Source organism: Caballeronia eucalypticola (assembly GCF_047608185.1).
GTDB lineage: Bacteria > Pseudomonadota > Gammaproteobacteria > Burkholderiales > Burkholderiaceae > Caballeronia.
On record NZ_JBLKRU010000025.1, the window covers coordinates 15684 to 39946 of the forward strand.

At 57.3% G+C, this 24263-nt stretch carries 36 protein-coding genes and 1 pseudogene; 36 read left to right on the plus strand and 1 reads right to left on the minus strand.

Features of this window, described 5'->3' with window-relative positions:
* Nucleotides 1-189 precede the first annotated feature (189 nt).
* The 36 genes and pseudogenes from rpsL (at nt 190) to ACMX25_RS25405 (ending at nt 23015) form a co-directional block, all read left to right on the plus strand.
* Nucleotides 190-570, plus strand: a complete 381-nt coding sequence (gene rpsL / locus ACMX25_RS25230; protein ID WP_165092719.1) for a 30S ribosomal protein S12 — start codon at nt 190-192, stop codon at nt 568-570.
* A gap of 179 nt (nt 571-749) precedes the next feature.
* The gene (gene rpsG, locus ACMX25_RS25235; protein ID WP_031361587.1) at nt 750-1220 is read left to right on the plus strand and encodes a 30S ribosomal protein S7; all 471 of its coding nucleotides are present in this window, start codon (nt 750-752) and stop codon (nt 1218-1220) included.
* Between the two features lie 134 nt (nt 1221-1354).
* Nucleotides 1355-3457 carry an elongation factor G gene (gene fusA, locus ACMX25_RS25240; RefSeq protein ID WP_414952771.1) on the plus strand — a complete coding sequence of 701 codons (2103 nt, stop codon included), beginning with the start codon at nt 1355-1357 and terminating at the stop codon, nt 3455-3457.
* Between the two features lie 52 nt (nt 3458-3509).
* On the plus strand, nt 3510-4700 hold the full coding sequence (gene tuf / locus ACMX25_RS25245; RefSeq protein ID WP_062093238.1) for an elongation factor Tu: 1191 nt from the start codon (nt 3510-3512) through the stop codon (nt 4698-4700).
* Nucleotides 4701-4838: 138 nt separating this feature from the next.
* On the plus strand, nt 4839-5150 hold the full coding sequence (rpsJ, locus tag ACMX25_RS25250; protein ID WP_031361584.1) for a 30S ribosomal protein S10: 312 nt from the start codon (nt 4839-4841) through the stop codon (nt 5148-5150).
* Nucleotides 5151-5346: 196 nt separating this feature from the next.
* Complete coding sequence (gene rplC, locus ACMX25_RS25255) at nt 5347-6006, plus strand: 50S ribosomal protein L3 (RefSeq protein WP_062091252.1); 660 nt, start codon at nt 5347-5349, stop codon at nt 6004-6006.
* Nucleotides 6006-6626, plus strand: coding sequence for a 50S ribosomal protein L4 (gene rplD, locus ACMX25_RS25260; protein WP_031361582.1), 621 nt, complete (start codon nt 6006-6008; stop codon nt 6624-6626). The genes rplC and rplD overlap by 1 nt, the downstream gene beginning before the upstream one ends.
* Nucleotides 6623-6937: a 50S ribosomal protein L23 gene (gene rplW / locus ACMX25_RS25265; protein ID WP_031361581.1), complete on the plus strand. Its 315-nt coding sequence runs from the start codon at nt 6623-6625 to the stop codon at nt 6935-6937. The genes rplD and rplW overlap by 4 nt, the downstream gene beginning before the upstream one ends.
* 2 nt (nt 6938-6939) lie before the next feature.
* A complete protein-coding gene (gene rplB / locus ACMX25_RS25270) occupies nt 6940-7767 on the plus strand; it encodes a 50S ribosomal protein L2 (RefSeq protein ID WP_299709515.1) in 828 nt (275 codons plus the stop codon).
* A gap of 10 nt (nt 7768-7777) precedes the next feature.
* Nucleotides 7778-8053: a 30S ribosomal protein S19 gene (rpsS, locus tag ACMX25_RS25275; protein WP_031361579.1), complete on the plus strand. Its 276-nt coding sequence runs from the start codon at nt 7778-7780 to the stop codon at nt 8051-8053.
* A 12-nt stretch (nt 8054-8065) separates the two neighbouring features.
* Nucleotides 8066-8395, plus strand: a complete 330-nt coding sequence (gene rplV, locus ACMX25_RS25280; RefSeq protein WP_031361578.1) for a 50S ribosomal protein L22 — start codon at nt 8066-8068, stop codon at nt 8393-8395.
* An 11-nt stretch (nt 8396-8406) separates the two neighbouring features.
* Nucleotides 8407-9225: a 30S ribosomal protein S3 gene (rpsC, locus tag ACMX25_RS25285; RefSeq protein WP_031361577.1), complete on the plus strand. Its 819-nt coding sequence runs from the start codon at nt 8407-8409 to the stop codon at nt 9223-9225.
* Nucleotides 9226-9227: 2 nt separating this feature from the next.
* Nucleotides 9228-9644 carry a 50S ribosomal protein L16 gene (rplP, locus tag ACMX25_RS25290; protein WP_031361576.1) on the plus strand — a complete coding sequence of 139 codons (417 nt, stop codon included), beginning with the start codon at nt 9228-9230 and terminating at the stop codon, nt 9642-9644.
* 9 nt (nt 9645-9653) lie between these two features.
* A complete protein-coding gene (gene rpmC / locus ACMX25_RS25295) occupies nt 9654-9848 on the plus strand; it encodes a 50S ribosomal protein L29 (protein ID WP_031361575.1) in 195 nt (64 codons plus the stop codon).
* Entirely contained in the window at nt 9845-10120 is a 276-nt protein-coding gene (gene rpsQ / locus ACMX25_RS25300; RefSeq protein WP_414952772.1) for a 30S ribosomal protein S17, read from the plus strand. The genes rpmC and rpsQ overlap by 4 nt, the downstream gene beginning before the upstream one ends.
* A gap of 299 nt (nt 10121-10419) precedes the next feature.
* On the plus strand, nt 10420-10788 hold the full coding sequence (gene rplN / locus ACMX25_RS25305) for a 50S ribosomal protein L14 (protein ID WP_006052212.1): 369 nt from the start codon (nt 10420-10422) through the stop codon (nt 10786-10788).
* Between the two features lie 9 nt (nt 10789-10797).
* A complete protein-coding gene (rplX, locus tag ACMX25_RS25310; RefSeq protein ID WP_089162633.1) occupies nt 10798-11106 on the plus strand; it encodes a 50S ribosomal protein L24 in 309 nt (102 codons plus the stop codon).
* 13 nt (nt 11107-11119) lie between these two features.
* Entirely contained in the window at nt 11120-11659 is a 540-nt protein-coding gene (gene rplE / locus ACMX25_RS25315) for a 50S ribosomal protein L5 (RefSeq protein WP_031361571.1), read from the plus strand.
* Between the two features lie 7 nt (nt 11660-11666).
* Complete coding sequence (gene rpsN, locus ACMX25_RS25320; protein WP_031361570.1) at nt 11667-11972, plus strand: 30S ribosomal protein S14; 306 nt, start codon at nt 11667-11669, stop codon at nt 11970-11972.
* A 14-nt stretch (nt 11973-11986) separates the two neighbouring features.
* Nucleotides 11987-12382 carry a 30S ribosomal protein S8 gene (gene rpsH, locus ACMX25_RS25325; RefSeq protein ID WP_031361569.1) on the plus strand — a complete coding sequence of 132 codons (396 nt, stop codon included), beginning with the start codon at nt 11987-11989 and terminating at the stop codon, nt 12380-12382.
* Nucleotides 12383-12401: 19 nt separating this feature from the next.
* Nucleotides 12402-12935 (plus strand): 50S ribosomal protein L6, encoded by a 534-nt coding sequence (gene rplF, locus ACMX25_RS25330; RefSeq protein ID WP_056355422.1) that lies wholly within the window; start codon nt 12402-12404, stop codon nt 12933-12935.
* Between the two features lie 12 nt (nt 12936-12947).
* Complete coding sequence (rplR, locus tag ACMX25_RS25335; protein ID WP_056355425.1) at nt 12948-13313, plus strand: 50S ribosomal protein L18; 366 nt, start codon at nt 12948-12950, stop codon at nt 13311-13313.
* 14 nt (nt 13314-13327) lie between these two features.
* Nucleotides 13328-13846 (plus strand): 30S ribosomal protein S5, encoded by a 519-nt coding sequence (gene rpsE / locus ACMX25_RS25340; protein WP_031361566.1) that lies wholly within the window; start codon nt 13328-13330, stop codon nt 13844-13846.
* A 14-nt stretch (nt 13847-13860) separates the two neighbouring features.
* Entirely contained in the window at nt 13861-14043 is a 183-nt protein-coding gene (gene rpmD, locus ACMX25_RS25345; protein WP_047845343.1) for a 50S ribosomal protein L30, read from the plus strand.
* Between the two features lie 29 nt (nt 14044-14072).
* On the plus strand, nt 14073-14507 hold the full coding sequence (gene rplO / locus ACMX25_RS25350) for a 50S ribosomal protein L15 (protein ID WP_414952773.1): 435 nt from the start codon (nt 14073-14075) through the stop codon (nt 14505-14507).
* A 44-nt stretch (nt 14508-14551) separates the two neighbouring features.
* Nucleotides 14552-15898 carry a preprotein translocase subunit SecY gene (secY, locus tag ACMX25_RS25355; RefSeq protein WP_414952774.1) on the plus strand — a complete coding sequence of 449 codons (1347 nt, stop codon included), beginning with the start codon at nt 14552-14554 and terminating at the stop codon, nt 15896-15898.
* An 8-nt stretch (nt 15899-15906) separates the two neighbouring features.
* A pseudogene (gene infA, locus ACMX25_RS25360) lies at nt 15907-16126 on the plus strand (translation initiation factor IF-1).
* A 20-nt stretch (nt 16127-16146) separates the two neighbouring features.
* Nucleotides 16147-16263 carry a 50S ribosomal protein L36 gene (rpmJ, locus tag ACMX25_RS25365; RefSeq protein WP_004199844.1) on the plus strand — a complete coding sequence of 39 codons (117 nt, stop codon included), beginning with the start codon at nt 16147-16149 and terminating at the stop codon, nt 16261-16263.
* A 42-nt stretch (nt 16264-16305) separates the two neighbouring features.
* Nucleotides 16306-16671 (plus strand): 30S ribosomal protein S13, encoded by a 366-nt coding sequence (rpsM, locus tag ACMX25_RS25370; RefSeq protein ID WP_062000484.1) that lies wholly within the window; start codon nt 16306-16308, stop codon nt 16669-16671.
* Between the two features lie 28 nt (nt 16672-16699).
* A complete protein-coding gene (gene rpsK / locus ACMX25_RS25375; RefSeq protein ID WP_006052224.1) occupies nt 16700-17104 on the plus strand; it encodes a 30S ribosomal protein S11 in 405 nt (134 codons plus the stop codon).
* A gap of 158 nt (nt 17105-17262) precedes the next feature.
* Nucleotides 17263-17886: a 30S ribosomal protein S4 gene (rpsD, locus tag ACMX25_RS25380; RefSeq protein WP_414952775.1), complete on the plus strand. Its 624-nt coding sequence runs from the start codon at nt 17263-17265 to the stop codon at nt 17884-17886.
* 125 nt (nt 17887-18011) lie between these two features.
* The gene (locus ACMX25_RS25385) at nt 18012-18989 is read left to right on the plus strand and encodes a DNA-directed RNA polymerase subunit alpha (RefSeq protein WP_047845349.1); all 978 of its coding nucleotides are present in this window, start codon (nt 18012-18014) and stop codon (nt 18987-18989) included.
* Between the two features lie 153 nt (nt 18990-19142).
* Complete coding sequence (gene rplQ / locus ACMX25_RS25390) at nt 19143-19538, plus strand: 50S ribosomal protein L17 (RefSeq protein ID WP_414952776.1); 396 nt, start codon at nt 19143-19145, stop codon at nt 19536-19538.
* Nucleotides 19539-19719: 181 nt separating this feature from the next.
* Nucleotides 19720-20052, plus strand: a complete 333-nt coding sequence (gene cutA / locus ACMX25_RS25395) for a divalent-cation tolerance protein CutA (protein ID WP_414952777.1) — start codon at nt 19720-19722, stop codon at nt 20050-20052.
* Complete coding sequence (dsbD, locus tag ACMX25_RS25400) at nt 20045-21895, plus strand: protein-disulfide reductase DsbD (RefSeq protein WP_414952778.1); 1851 nt, start codon at nt 20045-20047, stop codon at nt 21893-21895. The genes cutA and dsbD overlap by 8 nt, the downstream gene beginning before the upstream one ends.
* A gap of 265 nt (nt 21896-22160) precedes the next feature.
* Nucleotides 22161-23015: an AraC family transcriptional regulator gene (locus ACMX25_RS25405; RefSeq protein WP_414952779.1), complete on the plus strand. Its 855-nt coding sequence runs from the start codon at nt 22161-22163 to the stop codon at nt 23013-23015.
* 186 nt (nt 23016-23201) lie between these two features.
* Here the strand turns inward: ACMX25_RS25405 and hemB are convergent, their stop codons facing one another.
* The gene (gene hemB, locus ACMX25_RS25410; RefSeq protein WP_414952780.1) at nt 23202-24203 is read right to left on the minus strand and encodes a porphobilinogen synthase; all 1002 of its coding nucleotides are present in this window, start codon (nt 24201-24203) and stop codon (nt 23202-23204) included.
* Nucleotides 24204-24263: the final 60 nt, after the last annotated feature.

The window sequence follows — 24263 nt, forward strand, 5'->3', positions numbered from 1 at the left end:
CGCTGCAAGCTGTTGACCGCATTGGGAATTTCAGATTATGATGCTAGGTTCTCGTTCTTGGATCTGCTAAACGGGGTTTCCATCGAGAATGTCCTCGTATACATGACAAGAGCCGGAGTGCTCGGCGCGCAGTCCGTTTTGCTTTGCCCGAAACGGGAGCGTCGATTTTGATCAATTTAGGAATAGACAATGCCAACCATCAATCAATTGGTTCGCAAAGGCCGCGCTTCAGAAGTAGTGAAGAGCAAGTCGCCGGCTTTGCAGGACTGCCCCCAGCGTCGTGGAGTGTGCACTCGCGTGTACACGACGACGCCGAAGAAGCCGAACTCGGCACTTCGTAAAGTTGCAAAAGTTCGTCTGACGAACGGTTTTGAAGTCATTTCGTACATCGGTGGTGAAGGCCACAACCTGCAGGAACACTCGGTCGTGCTGATTCGCGGCGGACGTGTGAAAGACTTGCCGGGTGTGCGTTACCACATGGTTCGTGGCTCGCTGGATACCCAGGGCGTCAAGGATCGTAAGCAAGCTCGCTCGAAGTACGGTGCGAAGCGCGCTAAGGCTGGCAAGTAAGCTTTTGCCGGTCAGGCTGTACAGGTTGCCCGTCAAGGGCGTTCAAGCGGTGGTGCCGGAAATGCCGGTGCTGTCGAGTAAGTGGTCACCCGGCCAAGCTGGTTAGTCGGTAGATAGATCGGGTTTGTTGGTGACCGCGGGGCTGAAATAGCTCCAACTGAAAAATCAAAGGAAGAAACATGCCGCGTCGTCGCGAAGTCCCCAAGCGGGACATTTTGCCGGATCCGAAATTCGGCAACGTAGATGTAGCCAAGTTCATGAACGTGATCATGCTGTCGGGCAAGAAGTCGGTTGCCGAGCGTATCGTTTATGGTGCTTTTGAACAGATCCAGACCAAGGGTGGCAAGGACCCGCTGGAAGTGTTCACGGGTGCGCTCAACAACGTGAAGCCGGTGGTGGAAGTGAAGAGCCGCCGCGTTGGTGGTGCGAACTATCAAGTTCCAGTCGAAGTGCGTCCGTCGCGTCGTATGGCATTGGCGATGCGTTGGTTGCGCGAAGCTGCGAAGAAGCGCAGCGAGAAGTCGATGGCCCTGCGTCTCGCAGGTGAGCTTTCGGAAGCCGCGGAAGGCCGTGGCGGCGCGATGAAGAAGCGCGACGAAGTTCACCGGATGGCAGAAGCCAACAAGGCGTTCTCGCACTTCCGCTTCTAAGGCTGTATTTAGGCCTCCCGACCTGGGACGAACGGAAAAACCTCCGGGCGGGTGCGCTTACCAAGCGCCTCGCCCGTTTGTGTTAGGACGTGACTGGCATGTGCCGGTCGCGTCGACCCAATTAAGGATTCAAAGTGGCTCGCAAGACACCTATCGAGCGCTACCGAAATATCGGTATTAGCGCTCACATCGACGCCGGCAAGACGACCACGACCGAGCGCATCCTGTTTTACACGGGCGTGAACCACAAAATCGGTGAAGTTCACGACGGCGCAGCAACGATGGACTGGATGGAGCAGGAGCAGGAGCGCGGCATCACCATCACGTCGGCAGCGACGACCGCCTTCTGGAAAGGCATGGCTGGCGACCGCCCCGAGCACCGCATCAACATCATCGACACGCCGGGACACGTTGACTTCACCATTGAAGTTGAGCGTTCCATGCGCGTGCTCGACGGTGCGTGCATGGTTTATTGCGCTGTGGGCGGTGTTCAGCCCCAGTCGGAAACCGTATGGCGCCAGGCCAACAAGTACAAGGTTCCCCGTCTCGCGTTCATCAACAAGATGGACCGTACCGGCGCGAACTTCTTCAAGGTCTATGACCAGCTCAAGCTGCGTCTGAAGGCGAACCCGGTTCCGGTCGTGGTGCCAATCGGCGCAGAAGACACGTTCACGGGCGTGGTCGACCTGATCAAGATGAAGGCGATCATTTGGGATGAAGCGTCCCAAGGCATCAAGTTCGAGTACGAAGAAATCCCGGCTGCATTGCTGGATACGTGCAACGAGTGGCGCGAAAAGATGGTCGAAGCTGCTGCCGAAGCCAACGAAGAAATGATGAACAAGTACCTCGAAACGGGCTCGTTGTCCGAAGAGGAAATCGTGAAGGGTCTTCGCGACCGTACGATCGCTTGTGAAATCCAGCCGATGTTGTGCGGCACCGCGTTCAAGAACAAGGGCGTGCAACGGATGCTGGACGCCGTGCTCGACTTCTTGCCGTCGCCGATCGACATTCCGCCGGTTCTGGGTGAACTGGAAGACGGCGCTCGCGAAGAGCGTCGTGCAGCTGACGACGAAAAGTTCTCGGCACTCGCGTTCAAGATCATGACCGACCCGTTTGTCGGCCAGTTGATCTTCTTCCGCGTGTATTCGGGTACGACCAAGTCGGGCGACACGCTGCTGAACGCGACCAAGGACAAGAAGGAACGTCTCGGCCGTATTCTGCTGATGCACGCAAACCAGCGCGAAGAAATCAAGGAAGTGCACGCAGGCGACATCGCTGCCGCGGTTGGTTTGAAAGACGTGACCACCGGCGACACGCTGTGTGATCCGGCGCATCCGATCGTTCTGGAACGTATGATTTTCCCGGAACCGGTGATTTCGCAAGCTGTAGAGCCGAAGACCAAGCCTGACCAGGAGAAGATGGGCCTCGCGCTCAATCGTCTGGCTCAGGAAGATCCGTCGTTCCGCGTTCAGACCGACGAAGAGTCGGGCCAGACCATCATTTCGGGTATGGGCGAGTTGCACCTGGAAATTTTGGTTGACCGCATGCGTCGTGAATTCGGCGTTGAAGCAACCGTTGGCAAGCCGCAAGTTGCGTATCGCGAAACGATTCGCGGCAAGGCTGAAGACGTTGACGGCAAGTTCGTCAAGCAGTCGGGCGGACGCGGTCAGTATGGCCACGTTGTCATTACGCTTGAGCCGAATGAGCAGGGCAAGGGCTACGAGTTCCTGGACGAGATCAAGGGCGGCGTGATTCCGCGCGAGTACATCCCGGCTGTGGACAAGGGCATTATTGAAACGCTGAAGGCTGGCGTGCTGGCAGGCTTCCCGGTGGTGGACGTCAAGGTTCACCTGACGTTTGGTTCGTACCACGACGTTGACTCGAACGAAAATGCATTCCGCATGGCCGGTTCGATGGCGTTCAAGGACGCAATGCGCAAGGCAAGCCCGGTCATCCTCGAACCAATGATGGCTGTGGAAGTCGAAACGCCTGAAGACTACATGGGCAACGTGATGGGCGACTTGTCGAGCCGTCGCGGTATCGTCCAGGGCATGGAAGACATGATTGGCGGCGGCAAGATCGTGCGCGCTGAAGTCCCGCTGTCGGAAATGTTCGGCTATTCGACGTCGCTGCGTTCGGCGACGCAAGGTCGCGCTACGTACACGATGGAATTCAAGCACTATGCTGAAGCTCCGCGAAACGTGGCAGAAGCGATCATTAACGCGAAATCCAAGTAATTCGGTAAGCCAGAAGTCTTTAACCGATCAACAAATTTGAAAGAAGGTAATCATGGCAAAAGGTAAATTCGAACGGACCAAGCCGCACGTCAACGTAGGCACGATTGGTCACGTCGACCATGGCAAGACCACGCTGACGGCAGCAATCGCGACGGTGTTGTCGAAGAAGTTCGGCGGCGAAGCGAAGGCGTATGACCAGATCGATGCAGCGCCGGAAGAAAAGGCGCGTGGCATTACGATCAACACGGCTCACGTCGAGTACGAAACGGCAGCGCGTCACTACGCGCACGTTGACTGCCCGGGACACGCCGACTATGTGAAGAACATGATTACGGGTGCAGCGCAGATGGACGGCGCAATCCTGGTGTGTTCGGCGGCTGACGGCCCGATGCCGCAAACGCGTGAGCACATCCTGTTGGCTCGCCAGGTTGGCGTGCCGTACATCATCGTGTTCCTGAACAAGTGCGACATGGTGGACGACGCCGAGTTGCTGGAACTGGTTGAAATGGAAGTGCGTGAGCTTCTGTCGAAGTACGACTTCCCGGGCGACGACACGCCGATCATCAAGGGTTCGGCCAAACTGGCGCTGGAAGGCGACACGGGCGAGCTGGGCGAAGTGGCGATCATGAACCTGGCCGACGCACTGGACACGTACATCCCGACGCCGGAGCGCGCGATTGACGGTTCGTTCCTGATGCCGGTGGAAGACGTGTTCTCGATCTCGGGTCGCGGCACGGTGGTGACGGGTCGTATCGAGCGCGGCGTGGTGAAGGTCGGCGAAGAAATCGAAATCATCGGCATCAAGCCGACGGTGAAGACGACGTGCACGGGCGTGGAAATGTTCCGCAAGCTGCTGGACCAAGGTCAAGCGGGCGACAACGTGGGTATTCTGTTGCGCGGCACGAAGCGTGAAGACGTGGAGCGCGGTCAAGTTCTGGCCAAGCCGGGTTCGATCACGCCGCACACGCACTTCACGGCTGAAGTGTATGTGTTGAGCAAGGACGAAGGCGGTCGTCACACGCCGTTCTTCAACAACTATCGCCCGCAGTTCTACTTCCGTACCACGGACGTAACGGGTTCGATCGAGTTGCCGAAGGACAAGGAAATGGTCATGCCGGGCGACAACGTGTCGATCACGGTGAAGCTGATCGCTCCGATCGCGATGGAAGAAGGTCTGCGCTTCGCTATCCGTGAAGGCGGTCGTACCGTCGGCGCTGGTGTCGTCGCCAAGGTTCTCGAGTAAAATCCTGAGCTTGCTTCAGAAAAGCTGTAATTAGTAGTCGTGCCCGGAGCCGGGCGCATGCACCTAGCTAGTGCCCGGCTCCTTGCTCTTTTACCAAATCGACGGTGCAACACCGTCTCGCTCTTTCAAGGAATTGTCATGGCAAACCAGAAAATCCGCATTCGCCTGAAGGCTTTCGACTATCGTCTGATCGATCAGTCAGCAGCTGAAATCGTCGATACGGCTAAGCGGACTGGCGCAATCGTACGTGGTCCGGTACCGCTGCCGACCCGTATCCAACGTTTTGACATTTTGCGTTCGCCGCACGTCAACAAGACGTCGCGCGATCAGCTCGAAATCCGGACCCACCAACGCTTGATGGACATCGTCGATCCGACGGACAAGACCGTTGACGCGTTGATGAAGCTCGACCTGCCGGCCGGTGTCGATGTGGAAATCAAGTTGCAATAAGTTTCACCAGCGCTGCTCTCGCGAGGAGTGGCGCTAAGTCTTTGATTGCTTGCGGAAAACGAAAAGCCTTGTTATACTCCAAGGCTTTTCGCGCATTTGCGCAAAAAAGTCGGTTGATTCTGGTGAGCTACTCACCTGAGCGCCCGGCATTTTGTAAATCAGCCCCGACCAATCGCAGTTGGGAATGGAGAAAACGATGAGCCTTGGACTCGTAGGTCGCAAGGTTGGCATGACCCGTATCTTTACGCCTGAAGGGGATTCGATTCCCGTCACCGTATTGGACGTGTCGGACAACCGAGTGACGCAGATCAAGTCTGTAGAAACGGATGGTTACATCGCCGTTCAAGTTGCATTCGGCACTCGCCGCGCATCGCGCGTGACGAAGCCGCTGGCAGGTCACCTTGCCAAAGCCGGCGTACAAGCTGGTGAAGTTCTCAAAGAATTCCAGATCGATTCCGCTAAGGCTGCCGAGTTGTCGAACGGTACCGTGATCGGTACGGACATCTTCGAAGTGGGCCAGAAAGTCGACGTGCAAGGCGTGTCGATCGGTAAGGGCTACGCCGGTACCATCAAGCGTCACAACTTCGCTTCGGGTCGCGCATCGCACGGTAACTCGCGTTCGCACAACGTCCCTGGTTCGATCGGTATGGCGCAGGATCCGGGTCGTGTTTTCCCGGGTAAGCGCATGACCGGTCACATGGGCGACGAAACGGTTACGGTGCAAAACCTCGTAATCGCTCGTATCGACACCGACCGTCATCTGCTGCTGGTCCGTGGCGCTGTTCCTGGTGCCAAGGGCGGTAAGGTCTTCGTGACGCCGGCTGTCAAGGCTCGCGCTGTGAAAGGAGCGAAATAATGGAACTTAAGCTCCTGAGCGCCAATGGTCAGGAAGGCACGGGTGTGAACGCATCGGACGTCGTGTTCGGTCGCGATTACAACGAAGCCCTGATCCATCAGGTCGTCACGGCCTATCAAGCCAACGCACGAAGCGGTAACCGCGCGCAGAAGGATCGTGAGCAAGTCAAGCACACGACCAAGAAGCCGTGGCGTCAAAAGGGTACGGGCCGCGCTCGTGCCGGTATGTCGTCGAGCCCGTTGTGGCGCGGCGGTGGCCGGATCTTCCCGAATTCGCCGGAAGAAAATTTTTCGCACAAGGTCAACAAGAAGATGCATCGCGCAGGTCTCTGCTCGATCTATTCGCAACTGGCCCGTGAAGGTCGCATCGTGGTCGTCGACGAGATGACCCTCGAAGCGCCGAAGACGAAGCTGTTGGCCGAAAAATTCAAGGCAATGGGTCTCGAGTCCGTCCTGGTCATTACTGACACGGTCGACGAAAACCTGTACCTCGCGTCGCGCAATCTGGCCCACGTGGCCGTTGTCGAGCCGCGTTACGCCGACCCGCTCTCGTTGATCTACTTCAAGAAGATCGTGATTACGAAGGCTGCGGTCGCCCAGATCGAGGAGTTGCTGTCATGAGCGAGATTCGCAAGAACGATCATCGTTTGATGCAGGTCCTGCTCGCGCCGGTGATCTCCGAAAAGGCGACGCTGGTGGCCGACAAGAACGAGCAAGTTGTGTTCGAAGTCGCGCCCGATGCCACGAAGCAGGAAGTCAAGGCTGCTGTCGAGCTGCTGTTCAAGGTAGAAGTCAATTCCGTCAACGTGTTGGTCACGAAGGGTAAAGCCAAGCGCTTTGGCCGCTTCATGGGTAAGCGCAAGGACGTGAAGAAGGCGTATGTCTGCCTGAAGCCCGGCCAGGAAATCAACTTTGAAGCGGAGGCCAAGTAATCATGGCAATCGTAAAAGTTAAGCCGACTTCGCCGGGTCGCCGCGCGATGGTCAAGGTGGTCAACAAGGATCTGTACAAGGGCAAGCCGCATGCAGCGCTGCTCGACGCACAGTCCGTGACCGCCGGCCGGAATAACTCCGGTCGCATCACGACACGTCACAAAGGTGGCGGTCATAAGCAACACTACCGTATGGTCGATTTCCGTCGCATCAAGGACGGCATTCCGGCGAAGATCGAACGTCTTGAGTACGATCCGAACCGTAGCGCGAACATCGCGCTGGTTCTGTACGCAGACGGCGAGCGCACGTACATCATCGCTCCGAAGGGCGCGACGGTGGGTCAATCGTTGATGTCTGGTTCGGAAGCGCCGATCCGCTCGGGTAACACCCTGCCGATCCGCAACATTCCGGTCGGTACGACGATTCACTGTGTCGAGATGTTGCCGGGCAAGGGCGCGCAAATGGCGCGTTCGGCTGGTACGTCCGCGATGCTGCTGGCTCGTGAAGGCACGTACGCTCAGGTTCGCCTGCGTTCGGGTGAAATTCGCCGTGTGCACGTTGAGTGCCGCGCGACGATTGGTGAAGTTGGCAACGAAGAGCATAGCCTCCGTCAAATCGGTAAGGCCGGTGCTAACCGCTGGCGCGGTATCCGCCCGACGGTGCGTGGCGTTGCAATGAACCCGGTCGATCACCCGCACGGTGGTGGTGAAGGTAAGACGGCAGCAGGTCGCGATCCGGTCAGCCCGTGGGGAACCCCGGCCAAGGGATATCGCACCCGCAGCAACAAGCGCACGACGACGATGATCGTTCAGCGCCGTCACAAGCGCTAAGGAGTAAGCAATGGCACGTTCTGTTAAAAAAGGTCCGTTCTGCGACGCTCATTTGCTGAAGAAGGTTGAGGCTGCCGCAGCTGCGCGTGACAAGAAGCCGATCAAGACCTGGTCGCGTCGTTCGACGATTCTCCCGGACTTCATCGGTCTGACGATCGCCGTCCATAACGGCCGTCAACACGTCCCGGTTTATGTTTCGGAAAACATGGTCGGCCACAAACTTGGCGAGTTCGCATTGACCCGTACGTTCAAGGGTCATGCAGCCGACAAGAAGGCCAAGAAATAAGGGGCTATCAAGATGGAAGTAAAAGCTATTCATCGCGGTGCCCGCATCTCGGCGCAGAAGACGCGCCTTGTGGCTGACCAGATCCGTGGTTTGCCGGTCGACAAGGCGCTGAACGTTCTTACGTTCTCGCCGAAGAAGGCGGCGGGTATTGTCAAGAAGGTCGTGCTGTCGGCGATCGCGAATGCGGAACACAACGAAGGCGCCGACATCGACGAGCTCAAAGTAACGAGCATCATGGTCGACAAGGCAGCTTCCCTGAAGCGATTCACCGCGCGCGCAAAAGGCCGTGGTAACCGCATTGAGAAGCAATCCTGTCACATCACCGTGACAGTCGGGAATTAAGGAGCCATACGATGGGACAAAAAATTCATCCGACAGGCTTCCGTCTGGCTGTCAGCCGAAATTGGGCGTCGCGTTGGTACGCGAACAACACCAATTTCGCATCGATGCTGCAGGAAGACATCGGCGTTCGTGAATACCTGAAGAAGAAGCTGAAAAACGCTTCGGTGGGTCGGGTTGTCATCGAGCGTCCGGCGAAGAATGCACGTATCACGATTTACAGCTCGCGTCCGGGTGTAGTGATCGGCAAGAAGGGTGAGGATATCGAACTGTTGAAGACGGAACTGCAACGCCGCATGGGCGTTCCGGTCCACGTCAACATCGAAGAAATCCGTAAGCCGGAAACCGACGCGCAACTGATCGCCGACTCGATCACGCAGCAACTCGAGCGCCGGATCATGTTCCGCCGCGCGATGAAGCGTGCGATGCAAAACGCCATGCGTCTGGGTGCCCAAGGCATCAAGATCATGAGCGCGGGCCGGTTGAACGGTATCGAAATCGCTCGTACGGAGTGGTATCGCGAAGGTCGCGTTCCGCTTCACACTCTGCGTGCTGATATCGACTACGCAACCTCGGAAGCGAAGACGACCTACGGCATCATCGGCGTCAAGGTGTGGGTCTACAAGGGCGACACGCTGGGCCGCAACGATGCACCGGTGGTCGAAGAAGTAGCCGAAGACAAGCGTCCGCGCCGTAACGCACGTCCGGGTGGCGATCGCCGTCCGCGTCGTGATGGTGAGGGTGGTGGTCCGGCAAACGCAGGTGCGCGCCGTGGTGCAGGCGCTCCCCGTCGTGCTGGCGGTGCCGGCGGCGACGGGAAGACTGGAGAATAACGATGCTGCAACCGAAACGCAGAAAGTATCGCAAAGAGCAGAAGGGTCGTAACACCGGCAAGGCGACGCGCGGCAACGCAGTGTCGTTCGGTGAATATGGTCTGAAGGCTATCGGTCGCGGCCGTTTGACCGCGCGCCAAATCGAAGCGGCGCGTCGTGCAATGACGCGTCACATTAAACGTGGCGGCCGTATCTGGATCCGCATTTTCCCGGACAAGCCGATCTCGCAAAAGCCGGCTGAAGTACGGATGGGTAACGGTAAAGGTAACCCTGAGTACTACGTCGCAGAGATTCAACCGGGCAAGATGTTGTATGAAATGGACGGTGTTACTGAAGAGTTGGCACGTGAAGCGTTCCGTCTGGCTGCAGCTAAGCTGCCGCTGAAGACGTACTTCGTTTCACGCCAGCTCGGCGCCTAAGGAGCAATGATGAAGGCTTCCGAACTTCACCAGAAAGACCAGGCTGGGCTCAATCAAGAGCTGACGGACCTGCTGAAGGCGCAATTCGGCCTGCGCATGCAACTCGCGACCCAGCAATTGACCAACAATAGTCAATTGAAGAAGGTTCGTCGCGACATCGCTCGTGTGCGGACCGTCCTGACTGAGAAGGCGAACCAGAAATGAACGATAGCAGCGTAAAAACCTCGCTCAAGCGGACGCTGGTCGGCAAGGTCGTCAGCAACAAGATGGAAAAGACGGTCACCGTGCTGGTTGAGCATCGCGTAAAGCACCCGATCTACGGCAAGTACGTCGTACGCTCGAAGAAGTACCACGCTCACGACGACGCGAACACGTACAACGAAGGCGATCTCGTCGAGATCCAGGAAACACGTCCGATTTCCAAGACGAAAGCCTGGGTTGTGTCGAAGTTGCTTGAGACAGCTCGCGTAATCTAAGCGTCAAAAAGCATCAAAACGCGGTAAAAGAAGTATCGCAGTAACTTTCGCTTGCCAGACCGAAATTATGCGTTATAATTTCGGTCTTCCCTCTTTGTGGGAGCCCCATCGCGGGCGAAGTTGGTGGGGGAAGCCAGCGCAGGCGCCAAGCTTGTGCTGACAGATTCACCGGATTGCGATGGCGGGTTTCGTCTGCCCTCGCTGCCTGTTCTAACCCAAGCAGCCACCAGGCTGACGGGACCAAGACTGACCGGTTAAGCCATGGTGGCGTAACTGGATTAAGTTGGGAAAGATAAACCATGATTCAGACCGAAACTCGGCTTGAAGTTGCCGACAACACAGGTGCACGTGAAGTGATGTGCATCAAGGTGCTCGGCGGCTCGAAGCGTCGTTACGCTAGCATTGGCGACATCATCAAGGTGACCGTCAAAGAAGCAACGCCGCGCGGACGCGTGAAGAAGGGCGAAATCTACAACGCCGTGGTCGTTCGTACGGCCAAGGGCGTGCGCCGCCAGGACGGCTCGCTGATCAAGTTCGACGGTAATGCCGCCGTACTTTTGAATGCCAAGCTCGAGCCTATCGGTACGCGTATTTTCGGACCGGTTACGCGTGAATTGCGTAGTGAACGATTTATGAAGATCGTTTCGCTCGCGCCGGAAGTGCTGTAAGGAGTCGCGATGAACAAGATTCGCAAAGGTGACGAGGTTCTCGTCATCACTGGCAAAGACAAAGGCAAGCGCGGTATCGTGCTGTCCGTTGGGGAAGAGCGTGTGACGGTCGAGGGTATCAACCTCGTCAAGAAACACGTGAAGCCTAACCCGATGAAGGGTACGACGGGCGGCGTAGAAGCCAAGACGATGCCCTTGCATATTTCGAACGTCGCATTGGTCGACGCGAATGGCAAGGCGTCGCGTGTGGGCATCAAGGTCGAGAACGACAAGAAGGTACGCTTCTTGAAGTCGACCGGTGCCACGCTTAGCGTCTGACGCGGAGTAATAAATGGCACGTCTGCATGAGTTTTATAAAGAGAAAGTTGTACCCGGCCTCGTTGAGAAGTTCGGCTACAAGTCCGTAATGGAAGTGCCGCGCATCACCAAAATCACCCTGAACATGGGTCTTGGTGAAGCCGTCGCCGACAAGAAGATCATCGAAAACGCCGTTGGCGACCTGACGAAGATTGCTGGCCAAAAGCCCGTTATCACGAAGGCACGCAAGGCTATCGCTGGCTTCAAGATTCGTCAGGGCTACCCGATCGGCGCGATGGTTACGCTGCGCGGTCAGGCCATGTACGAATTTCTCGATCGTTTCGTGACGGTTGCGCTCCCCCGGGTTCGTGACTTCCGCGGTGTATCGGGTCGTGCGTTCGACGGTCGCGGCAACTACAACATCGGTGTGAAAGAGCAGATCATTTTCCCCGAGATCGATTACGACAAGATCGACGCGCTTCGTGGGCTGAACATCAGCATCACGACGACCGCGAAGACTGACGATGAAGCGAAGGCACTGCTCGCCAGCTTCAAGTTCCCGTTCAGAAACTGAGGTTACCGTGGCTAAACTGGCACTGATCGAACGTGAAAAGAAGCGTGCGCGCCTGGCTGCAAAGTACGCTCCCAAGCGTACGGCGCTGAAGGCGGTCATTGATGACGCGAGCAAGTCGGACGAAGAGCGTTATGCCGCTCGTCTCGAACTGCAACAACTGCCCCGCAATTCGAACCCCACTCGCAAGCGTAACCGCTGCGCGATCACGGGTCGTCCGCGTGGCACGTTCCGCAAATTCGGATTGGCACGCAGCAAGATTCGCGAAATCGCATTCCGCGGCGAAATCCCTGGCCTGACCAAGGCGAGCTGGTAATAGGAGATATCTAAATGAGTATGAGTGATCCTATCGCCGATATGCTGACTCGCATCCGCAATGCGCAGATGGTTGAGAAAGTATCGGTGACAATGCCCTCGTCGAAAGTCAAGGTTGCGATTGCGCAGGTTTTGAAGGACGAAGGTTATATCGACGATTTCGCAGTGAAGTCTGAAGGTGCGAAGTCTGAATTGAATATCGCGTTGAAGTACTACGCTGGCCGTCCGGTTATCGAGCGCATTGAACGCGTCTCGAAGCCTGGTCTGCGTGTGTATCGCGGTCGTAACGACATTCCGGTTGTGATGAACGGTCTTGGCGTTGCAATCGTGTCGACGCCCCAGGGTGTGATGACCGACCGCAAGGCGCGCCAGACCGGCGTCGGCGGCGAAGTCCTCTGCTACGTCGCTTAAGCCGAAAAGGAGAAGAAACATGTCTCGAGTAGGTAAAAGCCCGATTACGCTGCCGCAAGGCGCGGAAGTGGCCTTTAGCGGCGAAGTAATCACCGTCAAGGGCCCGCTGGGTACGATTACGCAAGCGGCCAACCCGCTTGTTACGGTAGCAAACGACAACGGCACGCTCAACTTCGCCCCGGCTGATGAAAGCCGTGAAGCGAATGCGATGTCGGGCACGATGCGCGCCCTCGTGGCGAACATGGTGAATGGCGTTACGAAGGGTTTCGAGCGCAAGCTGACGCTGGTTGGCGTTGGTTATCGCGCGCAGGCGCAGGGCGACAAGCTGAATCTGTCGCTGGGTTTCTCGCACCCCGTGGTGCATGCGATGCCGGAAGGCGTCAAAGTTGAAACCCCGACGCAAACCGAAATCGTGATCAAGGGGATCGACAAGCAGAAAGTTGGCCAGGTCGCTGCGGAAGTTCGCGGTTACCGTCCGCCGGAGCCCTACAAGGGCAAGGGCGTGCGCTACTTCGGCGAAGTCGTCATCCTCAAAGAAACGAAGAAGAAGTAAGGGTGCGCAATCATGGATAAGACTCAATCTCGCCTGCGCCGCGCTAAACAGACGCGCGTCAAGATCGCTGAGCTGCAGGTCGCACGTCTGGCTGTGCATCGCACGAACACGCATATCTATGCGCAAGTGTTCTCGGCATGCGGCACCAAGGTGTTGGCAAGCGCGTCGACGCTCGAAGCTGAAGTGCGTGCCGAACTGGCCGACAAGACCGGTAAGGGCGGCAACGTCAATGCTGCGATCGCTGTCGGTAAGCGTATTGCTGAAAAAGCCAAGGCTGCCGGCGTCGAATCCGTCGCCTTCGACCGTTCAGGTTTCCGTTACCACGGCCGCGTGAAAGCGCTGGCTGATGCGGCACGCGAAGCCGGACTCAAGTTCTAAGGGAAGAATTCGTCATGGCAAAGATGCAAGCGAATGTGAAGGCTGAAGAACGCGACGACGGCCTCCGTGAAAAGATGATCGCGGTCAATCGCGTGACCAAGGTGGTGAAGGGCGGCCGGATTCTCGGTTTTGCCGCACTGACCGTGGTTGGCGATGGCGATGGCCGCATCGGCATGGGCAAAGGTAAAGCGAAGGAAGTTCCGGTTGCTGTTCAAAAGGCAATGGAACAAGCACGCCGCAACATGTTCAAGGTGCCGTTGAAGAACGGTACGCTGCAACACGAAGTGCATGGTAAGCATGGCGCATCCGCAGTTCTCCTGGCTCCGGCCAAGGACGGTACGGGTGTTATCGCCGGCGGCCCGATGCGCGCAGTGTTCGACGTGATGGGCGTTCAAAACGTTGTGGCGAAGAGCCACGGTTCGACGAATCCGTACAACCTCGTTCGTGCAACACTCGACGGTCTGCGCAAGCAGTCCACGCCGGGTGACATCGCGGCGAAGCGCGGCAAGTCCGTCGAAGATATTTTGGGCTAAGCCAGGTGGTCACCATGTCTGATAAAACTGTCAAGGTTCAGCTCGTGAAGAGCCTGATTGGGACCCGTGAAACGCACCGTGCAACGGTGCGTGGTCTGGGCCTGCGCCGACTCAACTCGGTTAGCGAACTGCAGGACACCCCGGCAGTACGCGGGATGATCAACAAGGTCTCGTACCTTGTCAAAGTCCTCAGCTAAGCGGCTGACCAGGGATCAAGGAGTTGAATATGGATTTGAATAACCTTAAGCCGGCAGAAGGCGCGAAGCACGCAAAGCGTCGCGTTGGCCGCGGTATCGGTTCCGGCCTGGGCAAGACTGCAGGTCGTGGTCACAAGGGTCAAAAATCGCGTTCGGGCGGCTTTCATAAAGTCGGCTTCGAAGGCGGTCAGATGCCTTTGCAACGTCGTCTGCCGAAGCGTGGCTTTAGCTCGCTGACGCATGAGTTCGTTGGTGAAGTGCGTTTGTCGGATCTCGAGAAGCTGCCGGTCGACGAAATCGACTTGTTGGCTTTGAAGCAAGCCGGTCTGCTCGGCGTGCTCTTTACGAGCGCACGGATCATCAAGACGGGCGAGCTGACGCGCAAGATCACGGTCAAGGGCCTCGTTGCTACGAAGGGTGCCCGTGCTGCGATTGAAGCCGTTGGCGGCTCGGTCTCTGAGTAACGAAAGCGTGTTGTCGTTGTTAGCGAAAGCATCGGAGAAGGTTCTTGGCTAATAGCCCGAGTCTCGCAAAATCCGGTCGAAGCGCTGCGAAGTTCGGCGATCTGCGTCGGCGTGCAATGTTCTTGCTGCTGGCGCTGATCGTCTACCGTATCGGTGCGCACATTCCGGTGCCGGGTATCGACCCGGATCAGCTGGCGAAGCTTTTCCAGAGCCAGTCAGGCGGCATCTTAGGCATGTTCAACATGTTCTCGGGTGGTGCTCTTTCCAGGTTCACGATCTTCGCGCTTGGGATCATGCCGTACATCTCAGCGTCGATCATCATGCAACTGCTGTCGATCGTTTCGCCGCAAATGGAAGCGCTGAAGAAAGAAGGGCAAGCGGGGCAGCGGAAGATTACGCAGTACACGCGTTACTTCACGGTTGTTCTGGCTACATTTCAAGCATTCGGTATTGCGGTGGCGCTGGAAAATCAGGCTGGACTCGTTATTGATCCAGGCATGGTGTTCCGGTTGACGACTGTGGTCACGCTGGTGACCGGCACGATGTTCCTGATGTGGCTGGGTGAGCAGATCACGGAGCGCGGTCTGGGCAACGGAATCTCGATCATCATTTTCGGTGGTATCGCGGCGGGTTTCCCGAACGCAATCGGTGGTCTCTTCGAACTGGTTCGCACCGGCTCCATGAGTATCATCTCGGCGATTATTGTCGTCGTGCTGATTGGGGCGGTCACGTTCGTGGTGGTGTTCATCGAACGCGGTCAGCGCAAGATCCTCGTGAACTACGCCAAGCGTCAGGTCGGAAACAAGATTTACGGCGGTCAGTCTTCGCATTTGCCGCTGAAGTTGAATATGTCGGGTGTGATTCCGCCGATCTTTGCGTCGTCGATCATCCTGTTCCCGGCAACTATCCTGAACTGGTTTAGTTCGGGTACGCGGACCGGCTGGTTTGCGAACACGCTGCACGGTGTTGCTGAGGCGCTGAAGCCTGGTCAACCGGTGTATGTGTTGCTGTACGCAATGGCGATCGTTTTCTTCTGCTTCTTCTACACCGCGTTGGTGTTCAACAGCAGAGAGACGGCCGACAACTTGAAGAAAAGCGGTGCCTTCGTTCCCGGGATTCGTCCTGGTGACCAGACGGCTCGATATATTGATCGGATCCTCACGCGTTTGACGCTGGCCGGTGCGATCTACATCGTGTTCGTTTGCTTGCTGCCGGAATTTCTGGTGCTGCGTTGGAACGTACCGTTTTATTTCGGTGGAACGTCGCTGCTGATCATTGTCGTGGTCACGATGGATTTCATGGCGCAGGTGCAGTCCTACGTTATGTCGCAACAGTACGAATCGCTGCTCAAGAAGGCCAACTTCAAAGGCAGTAACGTCCCTATGCGCTAATAAGGACTATGGCCAAAGATGATGTAATCCAGATGCAGGGTGAGGTGGTGGAAAACCTTCCCAATGCGACTTTCCGGGTTAGGTTAGAAAATGGCCATGTGGTTCTTGGGCACATATCCGGGAAGAATGCGGATGCACACCATCCGCATTCTTCCAGGCGACAAGGTAACGGTTGAATTGACGCCTTACGATCTGTCTCGTGCACGGATCGTGTTCCGGGCGAAGTGATTTGAAAAAAGGGTAATATCATGAAAGTGATGGCATCGGTTAAGCGCATTTGCCGCAATTGCAAGATCATCAAGCGCAAGGGCGTTGTGCGCGTGATTTGCAGCTCTGATCCGCGCCACAAACAGCGTCAAGGCTGAACGCCGCGCTTTTTGCTTGCGCTTTTTGTTTGAGGAAAAACAATGGCTCGTATCGCAGGGGTTAACATCCCGAATCACCAGCATACTGAAATCGGCCTCACGGCTATTTTCGGTGTAGGCCGCACGCGCGCACGCAACATTTGCGTCTCGTCTGGTGTGGAGTTTTCGAAGAAGGTCAAAGACCTCACTGACGCAGACCTCGAAAAGCTGCGAGAAGAAGTGGGTAAGTTTATCGTCGAAGGCGACCTGCGTCGTGAAGTGACGATGAACATCAAGCGCCTGATGGACTTGGGCTGCTATCGTGGCGTACGTCATCGCAAGGGCCTGCCCATGCGTGGTCAACGCACACGTACGAATGCCCGTACCCGTAAGGGTCCGCGTCGTGCAGCGCAATCGCTGAAGAAGTAAGCGGAATTGATAGTTACAGGAAAACGTAATGGCTAAGGCTTCGAACAACTCCGCGGCGCAACGCGTTCGCAAGAAGGTAAAGAAGAACGTCGCCGAGGGCGTAGTTCACGTTCACGCGTCGTTCAACAACACCATCATCACGATCACCGATCGCCAAGGCAATGCACTCGCCTGGGCAACTTCGGGTGGCCAGGGCTTCAAGGGTTCGCGTAAATCGACTCCCTTTGCTGCTCAGGTTGCAGCCGAATCGGCTGGTCGCGTGGCGATGGAATACGGCGTGAAGAACCTCGAAGTGCGGATCAAGGGCCCTGGTCCTGGCCGTGAATCGGCGGTGCGTGCGCTGCATGGTCTTGGAATCAAGATCACCGCAATCTCCGACGTGACACCGGTTCCGCACAACGGCTGCCGTCCGCCGAAGCGTCGTCGTATCTAAGACGTCGCGTAACGCCTTGACCTGTTGACGCTCGCGCGTCGACAGGTTGCTTGCGTTATGGAATCTGCGTGAAGAATACTGACTAAGCCCACCGTTCGATCCATCGAGTTCGAACTAGCGCGAACAATCTTCGCGTGATCAATTATTAAGGATGCAAAGTGGCACGTTATACCGGTCCAAAAGCAAAGCTGTCCCGCCGTGAAGGTACTGATCTTTTCCTGAAGAGCGCGCGCCGCTCCCTCGCCGACAAGTGCAAGCTCGATAGCAAGCCGGGTCAGCATGGCCGCACGTCGGGTGCTCGTACGTCCGACTACGGTACGCAGTTGCGTGAAAAGCAAAAAGTGAAGCGTATTTACGGCGTGCTCGAACGTCAGTTCCGCCGTTACTTCGCTGAAGCTGATCGCCGCAAGGGCCCGACGGGCGAAAACCTGCTGCAATTGCTTGAGTCGCGTCTTGATAACGTCGTGTATCGCATGGGCTTCGGTTCAACGCGTGCTGAAGCGCGTCAGTTGGTCGGCCACAAGTCGATCACGGTGAACGGCGTTGTGAACAACATCCCGTCTATGCAAGTCAAGGCCGGTGATGTGGTTGCTGTTCGCGAACAGTCGAAGAAACAAGTGCGGATTCTCGAAGCGCTGAACCTGGCTGAGCAAGGCGGAATGCCGAGCTGGGTGACGGTCGATGCCAAGAAGTTCGAAGGCACGTTCAAGTCGATGCCGGAACGCAGCGATATCGCTGGCGACATCAACGAAAGCCTGATCGTCGAATTGTATTCGCGGTAAATCGGATTAACGGCCGGGGAGCCCTGATTGCCGAAGGCAAGGGGTTACCTCGGCTGTTTATTTTCGGGTTGTCACCGGTCAGCCTTATCGGCGTAACGAGCCGAGGGTATTGAAAAGGAAAACCTATGCAAACCAGTTTGTTGAAGCCCAAGATTATTGCAGTTGAATCGCTTGGCGATAGTCACGCGAAAGTGGTCATGGAGCCGTTCGAACGCGGTTATGGTCACACCTTGGGTAATGCGCTTCGGCGTGTGCTGTTGTCGTCGATGATTGGTTATGCGCCGACCGAAGTGACGATTGCTGGCGTCGTGCATGAATATTCTACGCTCGACGGCGTGCAAGAAGATGTGGTCAACCTGCTGTTGAATTTGAAGGGCGTCGTTTTCAAGCTGCATAACCGCGACGAAGTTACGGTTACGCTGCGCAAGGAAGGCGAAGGCGTTGTCACGGCCGGCGATATCGAACTCGCGCACGACTGCGAGGTCATCAATCCGGGTCACGTGATTGCGCATCTGTCGAAGGGCGGCAAGCTCGACGTTCAGATCAAGATTGAAAAGGGCCGCGGTTATGTGCCGGGCAACGTGCGCCGTTATGGCGAAGATTCGGCGAAGATCATTGGCCGTATCGTGCTGGACGCATCGTTCTCGCCGGTTCTCCGCGTGAGCTACGCCGTTGAAAGCGCTCGCGTTGAACAGCGTACCGACCTCGACAAGCTCGTGATGAACATTGAAACCAACGGCGTGATTTCGCCCGAGGAAGCAATTCGTCAATCAGCTCGTATCCTGGTCGACCAGTTGTCGGTATTTGCGGCACTGGAAGGCACGGAAGCAGCGGCAGAAGCTCCGTCGCGCGCGCCGCAGATCGATCCGATCCTGTTGCGTCCGGTGGACGATCTCGAACTGACGGTTCGTTCCGCGAACTGCCTGAAGGCCGAGAACATCTATTACATCGGTGATTTGATTCAGCGCACGGAAAACGAATTGCTCAAGACGCCTAATCTCGGTCGCAAGTCGCTGAACGAGATCAAGGAAGTCCTGGCTTCGCGTGGTCTGACGTTGGGTATGAAGCTCGAAAACTGGCCGCCGGCTGGTCTCGACAAGTAAGATTCAAGCAGTACGCTTGACTGGCAAAGATGCGGATTTTCCTTTAAAATCCGCATCTTGCTTTTTCTACGACCGGCCCGTGCGCTCACGAGAAATTCTCAGGAGACGCAATAGAAGAGCTGGATCTAAACTTGGTTAATTAGGAAATTCAAAATGCGCCATAAACATGGTTTGCGGAAACTGAACCGCACGAGCAGCCACCGTTTGGCTATGCTCCGTAATATGTCGAACTCGCTGATCGAGCACGAAGTCATCAAGACGACGCTGCCGAAAGCTAAAGAACTCCGTAAAGTTGTTGAGCCGCTGATCACACTCGGCAAGAAGCCGTCACTGGCAAATCGCCGTCTGGCGTTCAACCGCCTGCGCGATCGTGACTCCGTCGCGAAGCTGTTCGAAGTGCTGGGCCCGCGCTTTGAAAAGCGCCCGGGTGGATATCTGAGCATCCTGAAGTTCGGCTTCCGTAACGGCGACAACGCGCCGATGGCGCTGGTCATGCTGATGGATCGTCCGGAACTCGCGGACGGCGACGACGTGCAAGAAGCTGAATAAGCGAGCGCGCTGTTGATCGAAGAAAGGCCAAGCTTTGCTTGGCCTTTTTCTATTTGTGCGCTGGTTTCGCACGGCCGGTTTCTACGGCTTGTGATTCGGGTCATAGGCCGATTGGCTGAATGCGAGTTGTCGACGTCCAGTGCTAGGATTGCGTGCATATCCACTGCATCGGAGCTTTTCCGTGAACACGCCGGTTGTACTCGTTCTCACGACGCTGCCTGACAGCGAGGCCGCGTCAACGCTCGCGCAGCAAGCCATAGACGCACGCCTTGCCGCATGCGTGACAGAGCTGGGGGCGGTGAAGTCGCGGTATCGGTGGGAAGGTAAGGTCGAGGTTGCCGAGGAGCTTCAGCTCCTGTTCAAGACAAGCCTCGCACGCGGCGACGAACTGACGCGCTTTATCGAAGCGAATCATCCTTATGAAACACCTGAAATTGTCTCGTGGCAGGCAGATGCGTCGGCTGCTTATGGGCAATGGATTACTGCGGAAACTCAACGTCCTCTTAATGTTTAAGTCCTTTGCCTTCTCCGCGCGCCGGCCGCTCGATGCAGTGCTCATGCTCGTATCGTGTTTCGCGTTGCTACTCTGCTTCATTTCGCCAAGCCATGCCGCCGACGATTTTCTCGACCCCGCCGTCGCGTTCAAATTCAGCGCCACGGAGAAACCGGGCGAAATCGACGTGCGATATAAAGTAGCAGATGGCTATTACATGTATCGCGAGCGGTTTGCGTTTGCGGTTAAGAGTGGCACGGCGACGCTTGGCGAACCGCAATTGCCCGCAGGCAAGGTTCACTTCGACCAGACGTTTAACAAGGACGTGGAAACGTATCGCGGTGAACTTGTGATCCGGATTCCGGTGAAGCAGGCTTCCGGTCCTTTCGATATTGCCGTCACGTCGCAGGGGTGTGCCGATCAAGGCATTTGTTATCCGCCGATGGAGCGCGTGTACCGCGTCAGTGGCGCGGCGCTGCAAGCCGCCAGTGCCGCTGGTCAAACGCCATCGGCCAGCGCCAGTGACGTTCCTTGGTACGAACGCGCAACCAACGCCGATTACGCGCAATCCCTGCTCGAAAGCGGGGGCTTTTTCGCAATCGTCGGCTTGTACTTCGTAGCGGGCGTCGTGTTGAGCCTGTTGCCGTGCTCTTATCCAATGATTCCTATTCTGTCGGCCATCATCATTGGTGAAGGCGCGCGCGTGACGCGCTCGCGGGGATTCGGGTTATCGGTGGCGTACGTGTTTGGCATGGCGCTCGTCTACACCGCGCTAGGCGTGCTCGCCGCGATGATCGGGCAGAGTCTCGGCGCATGGCTCCAGAATCCCTGGGTGCTCGGCGCGTTCGGCGTGCTGCTGGCGATCTTCGCGCTCACGCTGATCGCAGGTGTCGATATCGCATTGCCGGCGCGCTGGCAAAACAGCGTCAACCAGGCGTCGCAGAAACGTTCGGGCGGGAAGGTTGCGGCGGTCGTCGTCATGGGGGCATTGTCGGCGCTCGTGGTCGGTGCTTGCATGACTGCGCCACTCTTCGCCGTGCTTGCATTCATCGCGCACACGGGCAACGCGCTGCTCGGCGGCGCCGCGTTGTTCTCCATGGGCGTAGGGCTCGGCGTGCCGCTGCTGATCATCGGACTGGGTGCCGGCACGCTGTTGCCGCGCGCCGGAAACTGGATGGACGGTGTGAAGGTGTTCTTCGGCGTTGTGTTGCTCGCGGCGGCACTGTGGATTGTGTGGCCAGTACTCAGCGCGGTCGCGCAGATGGCGCTGGCGGCGTTGTGGTTGCTTGCGGCGGCTGCGGCGTTGGGACTGTTCACATCGGGCGCTGCAGGGGTGTCGATATGGCGCAAACTGGGTCGGGGATTCGGCGCCGCGCTCGCTATCTGGGGCGCGGCGTTGCTCGTTGGGCTCGCCGCGGGTTCGACCGATCCACTTCGACCGCTTGCTGTATTTGCGGCGCGCATGGGTTCCGGAACGGAAGCCAGCGCACAACAATCAGCGCCTGGGGAGACTTTCGCACCGGTGAAGTCATCGGCGGAACTGGACCTGGCGCTCAAGGCAGCCGGCCGTCCCGCCATGCTCGATTTCTATGCCGATTGGTGCGTGTCGTGTAAGGAAATGGAACATCTCACGTTCAGCGATCCGCGGGTACGTGCTCGTCTCGCACAACTCAACCTGCTGCGCGCGGACGTCACGGCGAATAATCCCGATGACCAAGCGTTGCTCAAACGCTTCAAACTGTTCGGGCCGCCGGGGATCATCTTCTTCGATGCGCAAGGCAACGAAGTGGTGCGGGTTGTCGGGTACGAGTCGGCGGATACGTTCTTGAAGAGCCTGGACAAACTCTCCGCGCCCGCGACGTGATTTTCGACGAGAGTAACTTGACGTGCTCAATGGCGGACCTCTGTAGAACGTGTGTCATGCGGAGGGCCATCTTCTCGCTCGGACCAGAGGTTCAAGGGCCGCTCGCCCTTAAACCCGGCGCGGTATAAACCGTGCACCATCAAAACCTAAGCGGCCCGACTCCTCCGCCAACCCCCAACTAAAGCGTCATCAAGTCCGCAGGATTTGGTAAATCGCATCGTGATACTTTTGTTTGCACTCAACGCTCGCTCCCGGTGAGGCGCTCATGAACGATCTGACTTATCAAGCCCGTTACGAATCGCGACTGAGTCGCGTGCTCGACCATATCTACGATCATCTCGACGAGCCTCTGGATATCGACAGGTTGGCTGAGATCGCCTGTTTGTCGCCGTATCGCTGGCATCGGGTTTATCAGGCGATGTACGGCGAGACGATCGCCGCGACGGTGCGCCGGTTAAGACTGCATCGTGCGGGCGGTTACTTGGCTAATGGATCGATGCCGATCGCGGAGATAGCCGAGCGTTCCGGGTATAGCAGCTTGCAGTCGTTTTCGCGCACGTTCAGGGCGGCATTCGGCATGCCGCTCGCGCAGTACCGCAGGCAGGGCACTCACAGCCGGTTTCGGCCGGCGTTATCGGGAGACGATCAAATGGTGATGCGTGAAGTGGTGATTCGTGACGTACCGGCGATGAACGTTGTGTCTCTCGACCACGTCGGGTCGTATATGCAGATTGGCAAGGCGTTAGATGCGCTGTTCGGTTGGCTAGCCAGCAGGAATCTGTTGTCGGCGGAGTTCCGGACGATCGGCATCTACTATGACGATCCTGGGATCGTGGCAGAAGCGGAGTTGAGATCGAAGGCCGGGGTCGTGTTGCCAGCCAAGATCGAAGTCGCCGCGCCGGTCGGAGTAACGCCGTTACGTGGCGGCCAGTATGCGGTGCTCCGCCATAAAGGGCCCTACAGCGATATGCACGCGGCCTATGAATGGTTATACGGAACGTGGCTCGTGCAATCGGGCCGTGAGGCCGCCGATGCGCCTGTATTCGAGGAGTATCTGAACAATCCGAAGGAAACGGCACCCGCCGATTTGCTGACGGAGATCTGTTTGCCGCTGGTTTGAGCGTTCGAGGCGCTAGCCGCCCAGCTTAACAACCGGTCGAGCGCGTGACTAAGGCGGCGCTCGGCCGGAGAATCTCCGCGTTCAGTCGGCGGGACTTGCAGCACCGCGGGGGTGGACTCATCCCCGAGCGAAGGCGGCGACACGGTTCCAGAAGACCATCACCGCCCCAAAAACGCGCGGATCCCTTTACTTCGATGCCACCCGCAACAGCCGCGCAGCATCGAGCGCAAAGTACGTGAGCACGCCGTCCGCGCCAGCACGTTTAAACGCCAGTAGCGACTCCATCACCGCCTTGTCGTGATCGAGCCAGCCGTTTTGCGTGGCGGCCTTGATCATCGCGTACTCGCCGCTGACCTGGTACACGTAGGTCGGAAAGCGAAACTCCTCCTTCACGCGATACACGATATCCAGATACGGCATGCCCGGCTTGACCATCACCATGTCCGCGCCTTCCTCGATATCCATCCGCACTTCGCGCAGGGCTTCATCGGAATTCGACGGATCCATCTGGTACGTCATCTTGTTGCTCTTTCCGAGGTTCGCAGCGGAGCCGACCGCGTCGCGGAACGGGCCGTAAAACGCCGATGCGTACTTCGCCGCGTACGCCATGATCCGCGTGTGGATATGTCCGTCGCTTTCTAGCATTTCGCGAATTGCGCCGATCCGGCCGTCCATCATGTCCGAGGGCGCCACGATATCCACACCCGCTTCGGCCTGTGCACGCGCCTGGTCGACGAGAATTTCGCTGGTTTCATCGTTGATCACGTAGCCCTGTTCGTCGAGGACACCGTCCTGTCCGTGGCTGGTGTACGGATCCAGCGCGACATCGGTGAGCACGCCCAGTTCGGGAAAGTGCTTTTTCAACTCGCGAACGGCGCGCGGAATCAGGCCTTCAGGGTTCGTCGCTTCGCGGCCATCCGGCGTTTTCAACGAAGGTTCGATCGCGGGGAACAGCGAAATCACCGGCACGCCGAGTTCCACGCACTGCTTGGCCACCTTCATCAGCAGATCGACCGATGTGCGCTCGACGCCCGGCATGGACGGGACGGCCTGACGCACATTCGATCCCTCGACGATAAACACGGGGTAGATCAGGTCGTTCGTGGTCAGCAGGTTTTCGCGCATCAGGCGGCGCGAAAAGTCGTCACGACGCATACGGCGCGGACGATGATGCGGATAGAAGCTCATGACTTTTGTGGGGGGAGGGTAGATAACGCAATCAGGGAAACGGATGCTGGCTGAACCGCC

Coding starts and splice junctions, on each gene's coding strand:
- rpsL (WP_165092719.1), top strand. CDS start 190: ATGCCAACCATCAATCAATTGGTTCGCAAAGGCCGCGCTTCAGAAGTA.
- rpsG (WP_031361587.1), top strand. CDS start 750: ATGCCGCGTCGTCGCGAAGTCCCCAAGCGGGACATTTTGCCGGATCCG.
- tuf (WP_062093238.1), top strand. CDS start 3,510: ATGGCAAAAGGTAAATTCGAACGGACCAAGCCGCACGTCAACGTAGGC.
- rpsJ (WP_031361584.1), top strand. CDS start 4,839: ATGGCAAACCAGAAAATCCGCATTCGCCTGAAGGCTTTCGACTATCGT.
- rplC (WP_062091252.1), top strand. CDS start 5,347: ATGAGCCTTGGACTCGTAGGTCGCAAGGTTGGCATGACCCGTATCTTT.
- rplD (WP_031361582.1), top strand. CDS start 6,006: ATGGAACTTAAGCTCCTGAGCGCCAATGGTCAGGAAGGCACGGGTGTG.
- rplW (WP_031361581.1), top strand. CDS start 6,623: ATGAGCGAGATTCGCAAGAACGATCATCGTTTGATGCAGGTCCTGCTC.
- rplB (WP_299709515.1), top strand. CDS start 6,940: ATGGCAATCGTAAAAGTTAAGCCGACTTCGCCGGGTCGCCGCGCGATG.
- rpsS (WP_031361579.1), top strand. CDS start 7,778: ATGGCACGTTCTGTTAAAAAAGGTCCGTTCTGCGACGCTCATTTGCTG.
- rplV (WP_031361578.1), top strand. CDS start 8,066: ATGGAAGTAAAAGCTATTCATCGCGGTGCCCGCATCTCGGCGCAGAAG.
- rpsC (WP_031361577.1), top strand. CDS start 8,407: ATGGGACAAAAAATTCATCCGACAGGCTTCCGTCTGGCTGTCAGCCGA.
- rplP (WP_031361576.1), top strand. CDS start 9,228: ATGCTGCAACCGAAACGCAGAAAGTATCGCAAAGAGCAGAAGGGTCGT.
- rpmC (WP_031361575.1), top strand. CDS start 9,654: ATGAAGGCTTCCGAACTTCACCAGAAAGACCAGGCTGGGCTCAATCAA.
- rpsQ (WP_414952772.1), top strand. CDS start 9,845: ATGAACGATAGCAGCGTAAAAACCTCGCTCAAGCGGACGCTGGTCGGC.
- rplN (WP_006052212.1), top strand. CDS start 10,420: ATGATTCAGACCGAAACTCGGCTTGAAGTTGCCGACAACACAGGTGCA.
- rplX (WP_089162633.1), top strand. CDS start 10,798: ATGAACAAGATTCGCAAAGGTGACGAGGTTCTCGTCATCACTGGCAAA.
- rplE (WP_031361571.1), top strand. CDS start 11,120: ATGGCACGTCTGCATGAGTTTTATAAAGAGAAAGTTGTACCCGGCCTC.
- rpsH (WP_031361569.1), top strand. CDS start 11,987: ATGAGTATGAGTGATCCTATCGCCGATATGCTGACTCGCATCCGCAAT.
- rplF (WP_056355422.1), top strand. CDS start 12,402: ATGTCTCGAGTAGGTAAAAGCCCGATTACGCTGCCGCAAGGCGCGGAA.
- rplR (WP_056355425.1), top strand. CDS start 12,948: ATGGATAAGACTCAATCTCGCCTGCGCCGCGCTAAACAGACGCGCGTC.
- rpsE (WP_031361566.1), top strand. CDS start 13,328: ATGGCAAAGATGCAAGCGAATGTGAAGGCTGAAGAACGCGACGACGGC.
- rpmD (WP_047845343.1), top strand. CDS start 13,861: ATGTCTGATAAAACTGTCAAGGTTCAGCTCGTGAAGAGCCTGATTGGG.
- rplO (WP_414952773.1), top strand. CDS start 14,073: ATGGATTTGAATAACCTTAAGCCGGCAGAAGGCGCGAAGCACGCAAAG.
- rpmJ (WP_004199844.1), top strand. CDS start 16,147: ATGAAAGTGATGGCATCGGTTAAGCGCATTTGCCGCAATTGCAAGATC.
- rpsM (WP_062000484.1), top strand. CDS start 16,306: ATGGCTCGTATCGCAGGGGTTAACATCCCGAATCACCAGCATACTGAA.
- rpsK (WP_006052224.1), top strand. CDS start 16,700: ATGGCTAAGGCTTCGAACAACTCCGCGGCGCAACGCGTTCGCAAGAAG.
- ACMX25_RS25385 (WP_047845349.1), top strand. CDS start 18,012: ATGCAAACCAGTTTGTTGAAGCCCAAGATTATTGCAGTTGAATCGCTT.
- rplQ (WP_414952776.1), top strand. CDS start 19,143: ATGCGCCATAAACATGGTTTGCGGAAACTGAACCGCACGAGCAGCCAC.
- dsbD (WP_414952778.1), top strand. CDS start 20,045: ATGTTTAAGTCCTTTGCCTTCTCCGCGCGCCGGCCGCTCGATGCAGTG.
- ACMX25_RS25405 (WP_414952779.1), top strand. CDS start 22,161: ATGAACGATCTGACTTATCAAGCCCGTTACGAATCGCGACTGAGTCGC.
- hemB (WP_414952780.1), bottom strand. CDS start 24,203: ATGAGCTTCTATCCGCATCATCGTCCGCGCCGTATGCGTCGTGACGAC.